Origin of the sequence: Acidicapsa ligni (assembly GCF_025685655.1) — a bacterium.
GTDB classification, from domain to species: domain Bacteria; phylum Acidobacteriota; class Terriglobia; order Terriglobales; family Acidobacteriaceae; genus Acidicapsa; species Acidicapsa ligni.
On the sequence record NZ_JAGSYG010000002.1, the window covers coordinates 831,808 to 846,526 of the forward strand.

A 14,719-nucleotide genomic window follows, 5' to 3' on the forward strand; every position below is an offset into this window, starting at 1 on the left:
TCGCATAGTGTAGCTTATCGATTCGCTGGATTGGATCGAGATTTTTGATAAGCAAAGCGGAGTGTTAGTTGGAGTGTTTCATGTGCGGGCTGAAGCCCGCACCTATCCAGGGCTTGGGGCGCTGGTCTATTGGGATTCTGTTCTGGTGTGAACTGCCCACATCTCAGAATTGAGATGTGGGGCATCTGGCTAATTGCTATAGACGAGATAGTCGTTCAAGTTAGAAGTGGTAGATGAGGTCTGTGGCTAGAGTCAGTTGGCCGTGGAGGTGGCCTTGATCGTAGGCTGGCTGGTCCCAGGCGTGTTCGTATCGGAGTTCGGGGCGGAGTTGGATGGTGGTGCCTATCCAGTGGCCCCACATGATTGTGTTCTCTGAGTAGCGTGTGGCGTAGCCGGTGCGCTGGCCTTTTTTGTCGTTGAGAAAATCGGCGCGGAAGGCGAGGAAGTTATGCGGCGATAGCTCCTTTTGCAGGGAGGTGTCGGCGGCGTATTCGGGGGCGGTGCAGCGCGGTTCCCCGACGAGGCAGAAGGCGGGGTTGGCTCCGGCCTCGGGCTTGATGGGACCGTTGATGCGGGGCACGTCGCGCTCGTACATGTACCAGGTTTCGCTGGCAGCGTGGAGCGACTTTGAGAACTTGTGATACCAGGTGGCGTCGTATTGCTGAATGTTGTTGAAGGCGTATTTGGCGTCGTTGATTCCGTTGGCGCAGACGTAGAGATTGTCGTTCACCGAGTGGGTGGTGTAGCTGACGCAGGCGGTCAGGGACGGTTTGGCGTCGCGGGTCCAGATGGCTACGTCGTGGCTGCCGGTGAGCCCGAGTTGAACGAGCCACTGATCGTTGATCTTTGTGGTGGCCAGGATGCCGGTGTCGGTGAAGGGGTCGATGGAGTAGAGGAGCGAGTGGCTGAAGAGATAGTTGTTGGGTGCGAGCTGGGCTTCGACGCCGGGGATGGAGATGAAGCGGCCGATGCGTATGTCGGTGCCCTGCCCGATCTTCGGCAGATAGATATCGAGATATTCGAGGGCGGGGTCGAATCCATATTGGCGATGGAGGTCGAGCCACTGGTGGCTGAAGTAGCCTTTGGCGGTGGTGAAACGGTAGTCGGCGCCGTAAAGGGCGGTGATGTGGAATCCCCAGTCGATGTGGGCGGTTTGGACGGAGTCAGGCAGGCGCTCGATGTAGAGGACGGCCTGGCTTAGTTCGAGGCGATTGGCATAGACGTCGTTGGCCTCGGGGGCGTTGGTGCGGGATGAGGAGCTGTAGTTGACGGAGGGTTCGAGCCAGCCGTAGATCTTGGTGCGGCTGCTGGCGTTGTTGATCGCGGTGGATAGGGGATAGCTGGCGGTGTCGGGTTCGCCGAGGACGGGCGATCCGCCGTAGGACCAGTCGCTGTTGGGGAAGGGTGGGGAATCGAGTGGGGATGGGAGGCCGCGGCGGGCTGGTGGCTGTGTTGCCGGGGCTGTTGGATTTGGCGGTGTGGGGTGCCAGTCCTGGCGATAGTAGTTGGCCCAGCGGGCGAAGAAGTTGGGGTTCGCTGCGGTGGGTTTGGGGGCGTCGGGGAGTGGCTGCTGGGTCGAGGCTGATGCTGAAAACAATGAAAATAAGAAGAGGCAGGGGAGCAGGTGCGAGACGTGCTTGATGTATTGGATTTTAGGCATGCGGAGCGGCATTATTGCTGGCCTTGGCTGAGTATAGGTCTGAAAACCGTAAGGGAGGCGTTAGTTTTCATTTAATGGGTTTCTGTGTGGTGGTGGCTAACAGCAGATTCCCTGCGGGAATGACAGCCAGAAATGCAAAGGCAAGGGCAACAGCTAACAGCAGCAACGGCAAAAGGCAACGGCAACCGCAACGGTTACCAGCTGTGGAGCCAGCCTTCTTCTTCGCCTATGTTTACTTTTGTGCCTAGCAGGTCGGATAGGACGGGGGCGGTCAGGAGTTTTTCGCGGGGGCCGTCGTCCAGGATTCTGCCCTGGCGCATGAGGATGATGCGGTCGATTTCCGGGGGGATGTCGCCGAGGTGGTGAGTGACCAATACGAGGCCTGTGCCCTGATGCATGAGGCTGCGCATGGTATCGCGGAGGTTGCGCTGGGCGGCGAGATCGAGGGCGTTCGATGGCTCGTCGAGGAGGAGCTGGCTGGGGCGGTGGACGAGGGCGCGGGCGATCATGATGCGGCGCTTTTCTCCGGCGGACATTTCTCCTACGAGCTGGGTGGCCAGGTGGGTTGAGCCGGCTCGGCCCTGGACGCGCTCGATGGCTTCGGCGGCGCGGAGGCGCATTTCTTCGGTGACAATGAGGTTGGGCCAGAGGCTGCTGGCGGAGAAGAATCCGGCGATGACGCAATCGAGGCCGCTGGTGAGGGGCGTACGCTGGTCGGAGTGCTTGAAGGGCAGGTCGGCGGAGACTACTCCGAAGTGCTGGCGGAGCTGGGTGAGATCCCAGCGAGGGCGGCCGAAGATGCTGACTTCCATGCCGGGGACGACGATGGGGTAGAGTTCGCAAGTCATGGTGCGAATGAGGGTGGATTTGCCGCAGCCGTTGGCGCCGAGGATGGCTACGTGTTCTCCGGTATGGATGGTGAGGTTGATGTCGTGGAGGACGATGCTTTCGCCAAGGGCTACGTTGACGTTGGTCATCTTGAGGAAGGGGTGCGCGCTGACGGATTTGGTTTCGGGCATCATCTCATTTGTTAGAGTAAACGGGATGGTTGGGTGAAATCCCGTATCTCAAGAGCGAGACATGGGATACCCGGATTCGTTGAGTTGGATATTCGGATTTATTGAGGATAGAACTTCGTGATGAGTGATGTTTCTGGTTTTTTGATTCCGGCGGGGTTTCGGTTTGCGGCTGTGAAAGCTGGACTGAAGGCGAGTGGACGAACGGATTTTTCGGTGATTGTGGCTGAATCCGCGACGGGCGAGGCGGTGAGTGCTGCTGCGTTGTTTACGGCGAATAAGGTCACGGCCGCCCCGCTGACGGTGGATAAGGCGCATCTGCGTGCTACTGGCGGCAAGGTGCGGGTGGTGGCGATCAATGCGGGCAATGCGAATTGCGCTGCGGGGCAGGCGGGACTGGATGCTGCGTATGCGACGTGCGCTGCTGCGGCGACTGAGTTTGGCTGCATGCCGGAAGAGGTTTTTCCTTCTTCTACGGGAGTTATCGGAGTGCCGCTGCCGGCGCATAAGCTGATTGCTGCGCTGCCTGCGATAAAGGCTGAGCTGGGCGCGGAGTCGGATCATTTTCAGCAGGTAGCAAGGGCGATTCTGACTACGGATTTAGTGGAGAAGACGGCGTTTGCGCGAGTGATGGTCGATGGCAGGGAAGTGCGCATTGCCGGTGTGGGCAAGGGCTCGGGGATGATTCATCCTCGGCTTGTGCCTCACGCGACGATGCTGATGTATCTGCTGACGGATGCGGAGATTGAGCCTGAGGTGTTGCAGACGATGTTGAATGCCGCGGTTGAGGTCAGCTTCAATCGCATCTCGGTCGATGGCGATACTTCGACGAATGACACGGTATTGCTGCTGGCTTCGGGGCAGAGTGGCGTGCGGATTGAGGCGGGCAATGCGGATTTCCAAGCAACGCTGACCCAGGTTGCTACTTCGCTGGCGCGGCAGGTGGTTGCGGATGGCGAGGGTGTGACCCATGTTGTCGAGCTGCGCATTCGTGGAGCGAAGAGCGATGCTGATGCCGTGGTTGTGGCCAAGAGCATTGCGCATTCGCCGCTGGTGAAGACGGCGTGGGCCGGGGCTGATCCTAACTGGGGCAGGCTGATGGCTGCGATTGGTTATTCAGGTGCGCAGATTGCGCCGGAACAGATCGATATATGGTTTGGCGAGTTGCGTATATGCCGTGATGGTGGGCGCGCGGCGGAGTACGATGAAGCCGCCGCGCATGCTTATCTGGAGCAGGCTGAGTTCTCAATCACCATTGATCTGCGACAGGGCACGGGTCAATGCGTATTTTGGACGACCGATCTTACGACGGGATACGTAAACATCAACACTGCTTACTCGACTTAGTTTGCGGAGTTGTCTGGGACGCGCGTCGGGATGCATGGCGGCTGAGAACTGGCGCATTGCTTTGCGCCCTGCCTGCGAGATGAGGAACATGCTGCGGGACGACCTGAGCAATCTGGGCGCGCTGGAAGAACCAGGCGCATTGATTGGACTGGACAAGCTGATTGGGCGTCCAGCGCTCTCGGGACGTGTGGTGTTGTCTGCCGTGCGTCCCGATGATGCGCCGGAGGATGCGTACATGGAGTACAGCGCTACTGCCCCCAGGATCAGAAACAGAGCGGTTTGAAATATCATTGCGCCGGTTGAGTCCAGAACCACGTCGGAGAACAGGCCGGTGCGGTTCGGCAGAAAGAAGTGCTGATGGATTTCATCGGCACTGGCGACTAGAAAAGTTGCGTAGATAGCGAGCCAATGACTGGCAAGGCCGCGCTTGAATTTGCTGGCGGTGTTGCGCAGGGTGAGCCAGAAACCGCGAAAGCATACGAGCGAGAGAATGCCGTATCCACTGAAGTGGCCTGCCTTGCGAATCTCATGATGGACGATGCTCCAGTTACGGGCAAAGGTCTCTCCGGTAAGAGCCTGCGAAATGGCGCGCAGTGGGCCGGATGTGTGGTCGGTGCCGAAGGTCGCTGTGGACTCGATGGCGAAGACGCATGCGCAGAGCATGACTGGGAGCCAGGCCTGAAAGAGTGTAGACCACCGTGTTTCTGTGGACTGGTAGGAATTTGAGAACATGATGGGAGCGGTGGACATGATGTTCGATTCTCCTGAGGATCAATCGATAGTTCGCAGCGTTATGAGCATCGATTGATCGAAATTAACGTTCTTCCCCCAGGAGTAAAGCAAGCAGCGGGCCAATCTGTAAGTCGTTGATATATTTACGATCTAATCTCTATTTAGATTTTCTATCTCAGGAATTATCCACATGGCAATGTAATTTTTACCGAAATGGAAGATATTGCAGGCGAGCGGCTTTTCTGATCTGTCGGGCACATTTCAGGAGGTCTGCGGCGCGCGGTTCTACAGCAAAAATCGGGCATTTACCGTATTACGGCATTGGTACCAGAATGCGAGTTGCCTATCCTGCCCCTGATCATGCAAATTGAGAGTGGGAGTTTTCGCGGAATTCTGCGGGACAGCGTGAACTCAACGGGCTGCGTATTGGGCCGTTTAGCAATCGAACTTTGGTCCGTCTGGAACACTGCAAAAGTTCATCGCTTCTACAATCAGAACAGTTGAGGTTAGGGAAACTATGGCTACCAAGGTGAAAGAGCCAGTCGAAACGCCTGCGGCGACGAATGGTTCTGCAAATGGATCGAGCTTGATCAGCAATGACAAGCTGCGACAGTTGTATGCGACGATGCTGAAGTGCCGCACTCTGGAAGAGCGTGCACGGGTTCTGTTCAAGCAGAGCAAGTTCACTGGTAACTACTATGCTGCGGTGGGTCAGGAAGCTGCGGCAGTAGGCATGGCTATCGATCTGCGCGTGGAAGATACGATCGGGCCTTCGCATCGTGACTTCATTACTGGATTTATCAAGGGCGCGCCGCTGGACAAGATGCTTTGCCATCTTTATGCGCGCGGTAACAGCCCGGACAAGGGACGTTCTTCGCCAGCGCACTTTGGATATCAGCCGCTGAATGTGATTACTCCTGCTTCGACGATTGCGGCGCAGTTGAACATTGCTACGGGCGTTGCGTTGGCGAACAAGATGAAGAAGAACGATAACATCGCCGTGGCTTTCTCGGGCGATGGTTCTACTTCGCTTGGCTTCTGGCATGAGGCGCTGAACTTTGCCGGTGTGCATGATCTGCCGATCGTGTTTGTCTGCCAGAACAATCTGTGGGCAGAGTCAGTGAATCTGCAGTTCCAGACGAAGGTGCCGGACATCAGCGTGAAGGCGCAGGCATACGGTTTCCCAGGCATCACGGTGGATGGCAACGATGTGGTTGCTGTTTATCGCGTGGCCCAGGAAGCGATTGCGCGGGCGCGGCGTGGACAGGGTCCGACGCTGATTGAGTGCAAGACGTATCGCTGGTATGGGCACTCGGAGATCGATCCTGCGAAGTATCGCGATCCGGAAGAGGTTGAGCGCTGGAAGGCGAAGGATCCGATTGCCAATATGGAGAAGTATCTGACGGGCAAGAAGCTCTTTACTCCGGAGTGGAAGCAGGAGATTGTCGACGGCTTCAACAAGGAGCTGGATGCGGCTATCGAGATTGCGGACAAGTCGGCGTTGCCTGAGGGCATTGAGGCGTTGGATCATGTGTTCTCGTTTGATATTCGGGATCGCGTGCTGAATCCGAAGACTTATACGCCGAGTTACTAAGCAGGATTATTCGGAAGGGTTATTTTTCCGAGTATTCCCTCTGGGGCTGAAGCCTAATTGCTTTTGTCGTATGGATGGCGCGGTTGAGGCCGCGCCCTTTCAAAGCGCGAAGGTAAACAGTGATAGTTAACGTCGAGATTGGATTGGAAGAACAATGGCACTTGTGACATATATCAGCGCTATTACGGAAGCGCTGCAGGAAGAGATGCGGCGCGATGAGCGCGTGTTCATTATCGGCGAGGATGTTGGCGTCGAGGGTGGCGTGTTCAAGGCTACCAAGGGTCTGTATGAAGAGTTTGGCGCGGATCGTGTGATTGATTCACCGCTGGCTGAGGGCGTTATTGTTTCGGCCTCTATTGGCGCGGCCCTGGCTGGTTTGAAGCCGGTGCCGGAGATTCAGTTCTCCGACTTCATTACGCCTGCGATGGATGCGTTGACACAGCAGGCTGCGAAGCTGCGTTATCGCTCGGGCGGTACGCAGACATGCCCGCTGACGTTGCGCGTTTGCTATGGCGGCGGTGTGGGCGGCGGACTCTATCACTCGCAGACCAACACGACCTGGTTTGCGCATGAGCCGGGCCTAATTGTGGTTGCTCCGGGCACGGTGGCGGACGCAAAGGGCATGCTGAAGGCGGCTATTCGTCAGGACGATCCAGTTATCTACTTCGAGCATAAGAAGCTTTATCGTTCGATCAAGGAAGATTTGCCTGATGGCGATGATTTCGTCACAGATTTGTTCAAGGCTGCGATTCGCCGGCCAGGTAAGGATCTGACGCTTGTGACTTATGGCTGGACGTTGCAGCTTTCGTTGCAGGCGGCGGAGAAGATTCATGCGGAGACAGGCGCGGAGATTGAGGTTGTCGATCTGCGTATTCTGAATCCTCTGGATAAGGACACTTTTCTTGAGTCGCTCGCGAAGACAGGCAAGATGCTGATCGTGCACGAAGATCACCGCACGCTGGGCATTGGCGCTGAGATCTCGGCGATTGCAGCGGAGCAGGCGTTTGATTGCCTCGATGCTCCGATTGTGCGCTTGACTGCTCCTGATGTGCCTGCGATTCCATTCTCGGCGCCGCTGGAGAAGTTTTATCTGCCTTCGGTGGATAAGATCGTTGAAGCTGCGACGAAGCTATTGAATTACTAGTTGTTTGATGTATCGTTTTGCTCAATGCCCTTCCGGTCTGGAAGGGCATTGTCGCATTGACCCTGCCGAGTGCGCTTCAGTACAGTTAGAGAATGAGTATCTTCTGTAGCAGGTCACACGCCTTCGCGATTTCTTCTATCGTGACTTCTCCTGTGGTTTCCAGCGTTTTGATAGCGGCTGGATTGGTTTTGTCACTGGGGGCTGTGCCGATGCTGGCTGAGGCTCCGGCGAGTGGGCAGATTCATGCGAGTGATTTGCGGGAGCCGGTTGCTCCCTGCAGGGCTTCGGTGATGGGCTCGCCATATATTAACGTGGATAGCTGGATGTATCCTGCGCTGCTGCGGCTTTATTCTCTGGGGTATCTGGACACTGCATTCCTGGGGCTGCGGCCGTGGACGCGGCTGAGCGTTATTCATATGCTGGAGGATACTTCGGCGAAGCTGGAAGATGCGCCTGAGTCGTCGGCTACCGATGAGGCGCGTGGTCTCTATGATGCTTTATGGCATGAGCTGAATGTCGATGCATCGGGGCCTTGTTTTCAGCGTCACGGACAGATTCGTCTTGAGTCGACTTACACTGTAGCTCGCGGTATCTCAGGGACTCCGCTGCATGATAGCTATCACCTGGGCGAGACGGTAATCAACGATTACGGTCGTCCGATTGAAGGTGGATTCAATAGTTATTCGGGCGGCAGCGGATATGCGACTGCTGGCCCGTTCACGCTTTATCTTCGTGGCGAGTTTCAATATGCGCCGTCGGGGCCTGGATACTCGCAGGCGCTGTTTGACAGCCTTTCGATGCGGGATGAGATTCCGGTTGCGACGAATCCTGTTCAGGCGACGATTCCTCTTGGGCCGATTGATACCAAGACCAATGCACGGCTGATGGAAGGTTATGTCTCTGCGCATCTAGTGGGACATGAAATTTCATTTGGAAAGAGCGATGCCTGGATGGGACCGGGGCAGGGTGGCGCGTTTGCTTATTCAAACAATGCTGAGAACATCTATTCGTTCCGCATCAATCGCGTAGAGCCGCTGTATGTCCCACTGCTTTCGCGGCTGACGGGGCCGTTCCGCTATGACTTCATGGTGGGGTCATTGAAGGGACATACGTTCTACAACGATCCGTGGATGCATGTGGAGAAGATCAGTTTCAAGCCGACGCCGGATTTGGAATTTGGCTTTGAGCGCAGCGTAATCTGGGGTGGCAAGGGACATGTGCCGATCACGATTCACTCATTCCTGAAGAGCTTCTTCAGCTTGCAGAATGTGACGGCGGCGGAGAAGCAATCGCGGAACGATCCGGGAGCGCGTTTCGGGGCGTTCGATATGACGTACCGTTTGCCGTATCTGCGCAACTGGCTTACGTTCTATACGGACTCCGATGCGCATGATGATGTTTCGCCGATCTCGGCGCCACGTCGTGCGGCGATTCGTCCAGGACTGTTTTTGTCGCATGTGCCGGGGCTTCCCAAGTTGGATCTTCGCGGTGAAGCGGGCATGACGGATCAGTCTACTTCGCGCAGCATGCAGGGTGCATTCACTTACTACGAGGGCGAGCAGCCGCAGGGCTACACCAATGCAGGCCAGATCATGGGCGACTGGATGGGGCGCGAGGCCAAGGGTGGCCAGGCGTGGGCTACGTGGCATCTGAGCGGTAATGAGTGGGTCCAGGTTAGCTGGCGCGGACAGAAGGCTGCGAAGGATTTCATCATCGGCGGTACGACGATCAATGATTTCAGCGGGCAGGTGGTAAAGCGATTTGCACGTGACCTGGAACTGAATGCCAACTTCAGCTATGAGGGTTATAAGGCTCCGGTTGGTGGATTGTATCTTCCAGGCAAGCAGACGGTGACTACGACTACATTTCAATTGACGTGGTATCCGGAGCGTAAGACCAGCTTCTAACTCTGTATCTTTGGCTGCAAGTATAGATAACTATTGGAAGCGCTTTTTGAAGTGTTATACCGGCAGGGGCATCGTATGGCGATGCCCCTGTTTTATTGGCCAACTAGCTCATGTGAATGCCTGCTGTGCGATAGATTTCGCGAATGTATTGCATGTCGCGCAGGCCTTCTTCGCCGGGGCTTTGTGGTGCGTGATTGTGCAGGATGCAATCTGAGAAGTGATCTGCTTCACGCTGAAACTGCATGGGATCTTTCTCTGTGTTGGGCTCGTCGAGCTTGACTGTCTTGCCGTCGGGGCCGGTGTATTGAGCTGTGAGCCGCAGATCTTCGTAGATGAACGCGGGATTGACTTCGAGCCAGCCTTTGGAGCCGTGGACGCGGAAGTATCCATCCATTGCGGCGCCATAAGTGGTGATGCAACTGGCGAGGATTCCTGATGGAAATTTCGTGATCCAGGAGATGGTTTCTTCTACATCTTTGAAGCGTGGATCGTTTGGATTTTTGTTGGCGTAGGCGGAGAAGCTCGATGGTTCTTCGCCGGTGAGATAGCGGGTGGCGTTGAGGCAGTAGATGCCTACATCGAAGAGCGGTCCGCCGCCTGCAAGGGCCTTGCTGAGCCGCCACTCGGAAGGGCCGCAGTTGAAACCAAACGCGCTTTGAATGGCCTGCACTTCGCCGATCGCACCTTCGCGGATGAGCTTGACCGCGCGCAGATTGGTGGGTTCATAGTGGCAACGATAAGCGATCATGAGCTTGACGTTGGCTGCCTTGCAGGCTGCGATCATGGACTCCGCTTCGGGCACGGTGACGGCCATCGGCTTTTCGCAAAGTACGTTTTTACCGGCTTTGGCGCAGCGAATCGTGTACTCGGCATGCATGCTATTGGGCAGAGCGACATAGACGGCATCGACTGCCTTGTTATCGCGGATGGCATCCATGTTTTCGTAGTTATAGATGGATGATTTAGGCACGCCGTATTTTTCCGCATACTGCGCAGCTTTCTCGGGATGGCCGCTGACGAGGGCGGTGACTTTGGAGTTGGGGCTTCCCTGGATGCCGCGTATGAAGTGGTCGGCGATGCGTCCGATGCCGATGATGGCGTAGCCAATTTTGCGGTCTGATGCAGGGGATGCAGTTTGCGCCTGCAACTGGGGTGCGAGCTGAGGTGCTAATTGCGCTGCGAGACCGAGGGCGCCGAGTCTGGTGAAGTCGCGTCGTGACAGTGTCATCGGGGTAGCTCCTAAATCGATTTTTCCTGGTTTGCTTAAAGGCGTCATAGCTTGCGCTCCGAGTATAGCGCTGTGTGTCGCGATAGGAAAGAAAGAGTCTGGGAAATTCATTTTTTCGATCTGCAACCTTCGGGTTCGCAGGAACGTATTGGAGTTATGAGCTGACGCGATGGAATGACGGGTGATTCATCTTCAATGGCGTTTATGTGTCCTGCGTATTTGTCTGATCGGTGTCTTACAGAGCGCGTTTGCTGCGAGGATTGCCATGGGATTCGTTCGAGAGATGTTGTTCGCGGCTTTTTTATTGAGTGTCATTGCTGTTCCTGAATTACTGGCGCAAGGGACACCGGGGGCTGTCGATGTGCCGACTTTTCGCGCTACATCGAGCCTGGTTTTTCTTGATGTGACGGTGTTGGATAGCAAGGGACGTCCGGTGGTGAAGGGGCTTACCAAGGATGACTTCACGATTACTGAGGACAAAAAGCCGCAGCGGATTTTTTCTTTTGAAGCGCCTGATGCGCATATAGGGAATGCGGGCGATAATCCAGATGGCAAAGCACCGGCGACTATCTTTGTGCTCGATCTGTTGAATTCGGATTTTGCTGATTTTGCTTATATTCGCTACTCGGTGCGCAAGTATCTCGCCTCACAGCCGGAGCAGTTGGCCTCGCCTGCGGAGTTGATGGTAATTGGCAATCAATCACTTGAGCTGCTGCAGGGCTATACGCGCAATAAATCCGATCTATTGTTTGCGCTCAATCATCTACCTGCGATCTTGCCTTACAAGAAAATGAACGGCGCATTCTGGGCGGAGAGATTTAATCAATCGATCGATGCATTGCAGCAGATTGCGCTGCAAAACAACGGTATACCGGGGCGCAAGAATATCGTATGGGTGGGGCATGGTGGCCCCGGATTAAATACCGGATACCTGACTTATGATGTCGTGAGCCAAGTTAACCGCTATGTGCATACCACGACTAACATGCTGGTCGATGCGCGGATGAGCCTCTTTGTGATTTATCCGGGTCTGCCTGTGCATGGCTCGGATATGGCGATCAGCGCAGGGGATGCGGCAATGGTTATCGGGAACAACGATCCGTTTGCGGGCGATGTCAACTTTGGTGTGTTCGTCAATGAGACGGGAGGCAGCCTCTTCTATAACCGCAACGATGTGGATAACGAAATGAAGCGGTCACAGGAGCTAGGCTCCATGTATTACACGCTGACGTATCAGCCGCATGATGGCGAATCGAATGGCAAGTTCAGGCGGATCAGGGTAGCTTTGCGCGATACAAGCATGCGGGTTGTAACCAAGGCTGGCTACTTCGCACCGGATGAGAATGCGCCGACTGATCCGAGGGCGCAATTGATCTCGAATCTTAGCGGCGCGGTTCGATCGATTATTCCTTTTGCGGCTCTCGATATAAGGATGGGGAATGTCGTGCGGCATCCTGATTCTCAAGCGGCAGAGTTTACGGTGATGCTGGGTTCGAGGAATTTTAACTGGCAAACGACAGAGGATGGACGGAGCACGGCAAGGCTGATTTTGGCGGCCGCGAGTTTGTCAAAGAACAAAGACATTCTTGCGTGGAGAATGGAAGAACTCACGCTGACGATGGCTACGCAGGACAGAGCCCGGCTGGACAACCAGGAGCGGCATCTGACGATTTCGCTTAGGGTTCCGCGGAAGACGCAGACGGTTCGTGTTGCGATTGGAACGGAAGATGGAGGGCGAATCGGCGCGACGGAAATAGATCGCAAGAGCATCGATGCCGCGCCTGCAATGCCGACGCCTCAGCCTAAGTTAAGTTTGCAGCGGCCTGGGGCTATGTGAAGATTACGTTTGCATAAGGCCGACGCGGAGTTTTTATTTGCGCTTGGCCTGGCGAATGCGGCGTAACTCTTCGAGGCGTTGCGCTAACTGCTTCTCGCGGCCTTCCTGCGTGGGTTCGAAGTAGCGGCGGCCCGTTAACGATGGAGGCAGGCAATCCATGTCGGCTACTTTGCCTTCTTCATCATGCGCGTAGCGGTAGCCTTTGCCGTAATCCAACTCTTTCATCAGCTTGGTTGGAGCGTTGCGGAGATGCAGCGGAACTGGCTCTTGGCGAGTGGCTTGGATGTCCTGCTGCACGGCTGCGTAGGCCACGTATACGGAGTTGGATTTGGGGGCCATCGCGAGATAGACGACTGCCTCGGCGAGGGCCAGATCTCCTTCCGGGGAGCCGAGAAACTCCATTGTTTGCCGTGCGCTCAGGCAGAGATTGAGTGCCTCGGGAGCCGCGAGTCCGATATCTTCAACCGCCATGCGGATCACGCGGCGGGCGAGGTACATGGGGTCTTCGCCGGAAGCAAACATGCGTCCGAGCCAGTAGAGCGCGGCGTCGGGGTCGCTGTTGCGAACGCTCTTATGCAGGGCGGAGATGAGGTTGTAGTGTTCTTCGCCGGACTTGTCATAGATGAGGACGCGCTGTTGGAGAGCTTCTTCGGCGATGGCGCGATTGATGTGGCCGTGCTTTCTCTGAGGAGCGCGGTCGGCGGCCAGCTGCGCGGAGATTTCGAGGGCGTTGTAGGCATTGCGGCAGTCTCCGCTGGAGTAGCCTGCGAGCATTTCGAGGGCGTCTTCATCGGCGGTGAGTTCGAGGTTGCCGAGGCCGCGTTCGCGGTCTGCGAGGGCGCTGCGCAGGAGGCCGATGATCTGCTCTTCAGTGAGAGCTTTGAGCACATAGACGCGGCAGCGGGAGAGCAGCGCGGAGATGACTTCAAACGACGGATTCTCAGTGGTGGCACCGATGAGGCGGATGGTGCCGCGCTCGACGTAGGGCAGAAATGCGTCCTGCTGGGCCTTGTTGAAGCGATGGATTTCGTCGACGAAGAGGATGGTCCGCGAGCCCATCTGCGAGGCTTGCTCACTGGCAGCCATAACCTGCTTGATCTCCTTGATGCCGGAGAGGACGGCGGAGAATTCGAGGAAGCTGGCCTGGGTGGTTTCGGCGATGATCTTGGCGAGGCTGGTCTTGCCGACGCCGGGTGGTCCCCAGAAGATCATGGAGGCGGGGTCGTCGTGCTCGATTTGAACGCGCAGGGGCTTGCCGGGGCCGATGAGATGTTCCTGCCCGGCGTACTCGGAGAGATTGCGAGGGCGCATGCGTTCGGCGAGCGGAGCGTTGCGGATGCGGCGCGCTTCGGATTGCGGCGTGGATGGCTGGTCGAAGAGGTCCATTTTATCTAGCTTGTCCATCTTCATGCTTCATGCTTTGATTCGCTTCATACTTTGATTCGATGCTGTAGATTCCGCTGGCGGGCTGCTTCGTAGAGCAGGATGCTGGCGGCGACGGCTGCGTTGAGGCTTTCGACCGGGCCGGGGCAGGGAATCGTGATGCGGGCATCCGCTTCAGCGGCGATCTCGGCGGACAGGCCGTTGCCTTCGGAGCCGATGAGAAATGCTATCGGGCCGGTGAGGTCGGCCTGGTCGAGCGGTGTTGCCTGGTGGGCCATTGCGGCGAAAGTCTGCACATTTGATTGTCGCATTTTCGCCAGGTATTCGCCTAGAGGCGCCGTCAATAAAGGCAAGCGGAAGACGCTGCCGGCGGAGGCACGAACGGCTTTTGCGTTCCAATGGCTGACGGTTCCGGGCAGGCTGATCGCGCCGGTTGCTCCGAAGGCTTCGGCGGAGCGCAGGATGGTGCCGAGGTTGCCGGGGTCCTGCACTCCGGCGAGGACGATGAGGAGCGCGCGCGGGGTGAGCAACTGTTGCCAGTTCCAGGTGGGGCGGCGGACGAGGGCTGCGATGGGCTGGGGTGTTTCGGTGGAGACGGCGGAGGCGAGGACTTCAGCGGGCAGTGCGAGGATCTCGATGGAGCCTGCGATTTCCAGTTCGTCCAACAAGGCTTCGTGGCCCTGGGCGATGAAGATTGTTTCGATAGCGATGTTGCTGCGAATTGCTTCCGCGAGCAGGTTGACGCCTTCGATTGCGACTGCTTCCGCATCGGTTCGTGCGGGGCGCAGGAGTGCTGAGCGCAGTTCCTTTACGCGGGTGTTCTGCTTGCTCTGTACAATACGAATAGCCATATGCAGGGTGTTTGTCAGTA

Annotated in this window: 11 protein-coding genes; 5 read left to right on the forward strand and 6 right to left on the reverse strand. The window is 56.5% G+C overall.

The window, feature by feature from the left end; all coding sequences use genetic code 11:
* Nucleotides 1–220: 220 nt before the first annotated feature.
* Nucleotides 221–1,660: a porin gene (locus tag OHL19_RS09830; RefSeq protein WP_263357481.1), complete on the reverse strand. Its 1,440-nt coding sequence runs from the start codon at nucleotides 1,658–1,660 to the stop codon at nucleotides 221–223.
* A 194-nt stretch (nucleotides 1,661–1,854) separates the two neighbouring features.
* Nucleotides 1,855–2,682 (reverse strand): ABC transporter ATP-binding protein, encoded by an 828-nt coding sequence (locus OHL19_RS09835; protein ID WP_317890560.1) that lies wholly within the window; start codon nucleotides 2,680–2,682, stop codon nucleotides 1,855–1,857.
* A 117-nt stretch (nucleotides 2,683–2,799) separates the two neighbouring features.
* Between OHL19_RS09835 and argJ the strand changes: the two genes are divergently transcribed.
* The gene (argJ, locus tag OHL19_RS09840) at nucleotides 2,800–4,023 is read left to right on the forward strand and encodes a bifunctional glutamate N-acetyltransferase/amino-acid acetyltransferase ArgJ (RefSeq protein ID WP_263357482.1); all 1,224 of its coding nucleotides are present in this window, start codon (nucleotides 2,800–2,802) and stop codon (nucleotides 4,021–4,023) included.
* On the opposite strand, the gene OHL19_RS09845 is transcribed toward argJ, so the two are convergent.
* Nucleotides 3,922–4,773 carry a VanZ family protein gene (locus OHL19_RS09845; protein ID WP_263357483.1) on the reverse strand — a complete coding sequence of 284 codons (852 nt, stop codon included), beginning with the start codon at nucleotides 4,771–4,773 and terminating at the stop codon, nucleotides 3,922–3,924. The two genes, argJ and OHL19_RS09845, sit on opposite strands and share 102 nt — an antisense overlap.
* A 499-nt stretch (nucleotides 4,774–5,272) precedes the next feature.
* Between OHL19_RS09845 and OHL19_RS09850 the strand changes: the two genes are divergently transcribed.
* The 3 genes from OHL19_RS09850 (at nucleotide 5,273) to OHL19_RS09860 (ending at nucleotide 9,400) form a co-directional block, all read left to right on the forward strand.
* On the forward strand, nucleotides 5,273–6,349 hold the full coding sequence (locus OHL19_RS09850; RefSeq protein ID WP_263357484.1) for a thiamine pyrophosphate-dependent dehydrogenase E1 component subunit alpha: 1,077 nt from the start codon (nucleotides 5,273–5,275) through the stop codon (nucleotides 6,347–6,349).
* 154 nt (nucleotides 6,350–6,503) lie between these two features.
* On the forward strand, nucleotides 6,504–7,493 hold the full coding sequence (locus tag OHL19_RS09855) for an alpha-ketoacid dehydrogenase subunit beta (RefSeq protein ID WP_263357485.1): 990 nt from the start codon (nucleotides 6,504–6,506) through the stop codon (nucleotides 7,491–7,493).
* A 92-nt stretch (nucleotides 7,494–7,585) separates the two neighbouring features.
* On the forward strand, nucleotides 7,586–9,400 hold the full coding sequence (locus OHL19_RS09860) for a capsule assembly Wzi family protein (protein ID WP_263357486.1): 1,815 nt from the start codon (nucleotides 7,586–7,588) through the stop codon (nucleotides 9,398–9,400).
* Nucleotides 9,401–9,503: 103 nt separating this feature from the next.
* Here the strand turns inward: OHL19_RS09860 and OHL19_RS09865 are convergent, their stop codons facing one another.
* Nucleotides 9,504–10,628, reverse strand: a complete 1,125-nt coding sequence (locus OHL19_RS09865; RefSeq protein WP_263357487.1) for a Gfo/Idh/MocA family protein — start codon at nucleotides 10,626–10,628, stop codon at nucleotides 9,504–9,506.
* Between the two features lie 265 nt (nucleotides 10,629–10,893).
* On the opposite strand from OHL19_RS09865, the gene OHL19_RS09870 reads away from it, so the two are divergent.
* A complete protein-coding gene (locus OHL19_RS09870; protein ID WP_263357489.1) occupies nucleotides 10,894–12,465 on the forward strand; it encodes a VWA domain-containing protein in 1,572 nt (523 codons plus the stop codon).
* Between the two features lie 33 nt (nucleotides 12,466–12,498).
* On the opposite strand, the gene OHL19_RS09875 is transcribed toward OHL19_RS09870, so the two are convergent.
* Nucleotides 12,499–13,851, reverse strand: a complete 1,353-nt coding sequence (locus OHL19_RS09875) for a replication-associated recombination protein A (RefSeq protein ID WP_263357649.1) — start codon at nucleotides 13,849–13,851, stop codon at nucleotides 12,499–12,501.
* A 44-nt stretch (nucleotides 13,852–13,895) separates the two neighbouring features.
* On the reverse strand, nucleotides 13,896–14,699 hold the full coding sequence (locus tag OHL19_RS09880) for a TrmH family RNA methyltransferase (RefSeq protein ID WP_263357490.1): 804 nt from the start codon (nucleotides 14,697–14,699) through the stop codon (nucleotides 13,896–13,898).
* Nucleotides 14,700–14,719 lie beyond the last annotated feature (20 nt).